Raw genomic sequence first — 2091 nt, 5'->3', positions numbered from 1 at the left:
GCCGCAGGCCGGGCAATCCCCCGGCGCCGACTTCGCCGAACGCCGCGCGTTCAGCGCCGACGTGGCCGGCGTCTGGACGTCGCACATCGATGCGTCGCGCGACCAGATGGAGACGGCCGTCGTCGCCCTCGTCGAGCGCTTCTCCGGCATCGTCACCCGTCTCGGCCAGGCACTGGACGCGTCGGGCACGGCGCGCAACGGCGACAACATCGTCGACGCGTTCGCGGCCAGCGAAAAGGAATTGCGCTCGCTGCTGGACATGCTGGCCGGCGCGGCCGCCAGCAAGCAGCAGATGCTGCAGAAGATCGAAGGCCTGGAAGAAATCACGGCCACCTTGCAGAAGATGGCGGCGGACGTCGCCAGCATCGCGTGGCAGACCAACCTGCTGGCGCTCAACGCGGCCATCGAGGCGGCGCGCGCGGGCGAGGCGGGACGCGGTTTCGCGGTCGTCGCGAGCGAGGTGCGCATGCTGTCGAACCGCTCGGCCGACGCGGGCAAGCACATCGCCGAACAGGTCGGCCGCATCAGCGCCGCGATCGACGTCACGTGCCGCGCGGCCGAGGACTCCATGCGGGCGGAGACGCGCGCCGTGCAGGCGTCCGAACAGATGATCGGCAACGTGCTCGGCTCCCTGCGCAGCGTCACCGACGCCCTCGTGGCCTCGTCCGGCCTGCTCCAGCGCGAGAGCGCCGGCATCCAGGCGGAAGTCGGCGACGCGCTCGTGCAGCTGCAGTTCCAGGACCGCGTCAGCCAGATCCTGTCGCACGTCCGCGACAACATCGCCCGCCTGCCCTCGTGGCTGGACGAGCAACAGCAAGGTGGCGGCCTCGATGCCCGCAGCCTGCTGGCCGAACTCGAAAGCACCTACGCGATGGCCGAGGAACGCACGCTCCACAAGAGCACCGCGAAGCCCGCGCCGCAGCTGGCCGAAGACATCACGTTTTTCTAGACTAGGATTTAACCATGGCAAAAACCATCATGGTGGTGGACGATTCGATCTCGATCCGCCAGGTCGTCGGCATCGCACTCAGGCAGGCCGGCTATGACGTCATCGAAGGCGTCGACGGCAAGGACGCGCTGGCCAAGCTGACCGGCCAGAAGGTCAACCTGATCATCAGCGACGTCAACATGCCCAACATGGACGGCATCGCGTTCGTGCGCGAACTGAAGACCCGTCCCGCCTACAAATTCACCCCGGTCCTCATGCTGACCACCGAGTCGCAGGAAGACAAGAAGGAACAGGGCAAGGCCGCCGGCGCGAAAGCGTGGATGGTCAAGCCGTTCAAGCCGGAAGCCCTGCTCGCCGCCGTCCAGAAGCTGACGTTCGGCTGACCCACCGCGCCGGCGCACGCCGGCCATCCCGGAGCAAAGATGCAATGACGATTATTGGCGAAACGAGCCAAGGGGCCGCCGCATGCCTGGCGGTCGAAGGCGAAATGACGATCTACCGCGCCGCGGAGCTGCATCCCGTGCTGCTGGACGCCGTACGCACGATCGATGCGCCCACGCTCGACCTGTCCCAGGTGACGGAGTTCGACTGCGCCGGCATGCAGCTGTTGCTCGTGGCGCGGCGTGAAGCGCAGCGGCTCGGCAAGGCGCTCGTGCTGCGGGGCGCCAGCCCCGCCGTGTGCGACGCGTTCGCAATGCTCGGCATGACCGCCGAAGGAGAGCCTGCATGAGCATCGACATCGACCAGGTGACACACACCTTCATCGCCGAAAGCCGCGAACTACTGGAGCAGATGGAAAGCGCCCTGCTCGCGGTCACGCGCGACGGCCTCGATGCCGTCAACGCGATCTTCCGCGCGGCGCACACGATCAAGGGATCGGCCGGCATGTTCGGCCTCGACCCCGTCGTGCGATTCACGCACGTTGCCGAGAGCGTCCTGGACAAGGTGCGCGACGGCGCCATTCCCGTCGGCGACGAACTCGTCGCGCTGCTGCTCGCATGCCGCGACCACATCGGCGCCCTCGTCGACGCGGTGGAAAGCGGCACCCTCGACGATGCGGATCTCGCCGCGGCAGGCGCGCCGCTCGTCGCCCAATTGCAGGCCTACCTGGACGGCGGCGCGGCACCGGCGCCCACCGGCGC

General features: G+C 68.1%; 4 protein-coding genes. All 4 read left to right on the top strand.

The features are described 5' to 3' along the window. On the top strand, nucleotides 1-949 hold a 949-nt coding region (locus ACEN88_RS29955; protein WP_413345566.1), incomplete at its 5' end, for a methyl-accepting chemotaxis protein. A 14-nt stretch (nucleotides 950-963) separates the two neighbouring features. Next, on the top strand, nucleotides 964-1332 hold the full coding sequence (locus ACEN88_RS29950) for a response regulator (RefSeq protein ID WP_105377323.1): 369 nt from the start codon (nucleotides 964-966) through the stop codon (nucleotides 1330-1332). Between the two features lie 44 nt (nucleotides 1333-1376). Then, on the top strand, nucleotides 1377-1679 hold the full coding sequence (locus ACEN88_RS29945; RefSeq protein WP_413345564.1) for a lipid asymmetry maintenance protein MlaB: 303 nt from the start codon (nucleotides 1377-1379) through the stop codon (nucleotides 1677-1679). Beyond that, nucleotides 1676-2091: Hpt domain-containing protein (locus ACEN88_RS29940; RefSeq protein WP_413345562.1), on the top strand; the 416-nt coding region annotated here is incomplete at its 3' end. The genes ACEN88_RS29945 and ACEN88_RS29940, both read left to right, overlap by 4 nt.

Source organism: Massilia sp. CT11-108 (assembly GCF_047302915.1).
GTDB classification, from domain to species: domain Bacteria; phylum Pseudomonadota; class Gammaproteobacteria; order Burkholderiales; family Burkholderiaceae_D; genus Telluria; species Telluria orientalis.
Note: the sequence above shows the minus strand (reverse complement) of the source record. Positions and strands in the feature narration are given on the sequence as shown.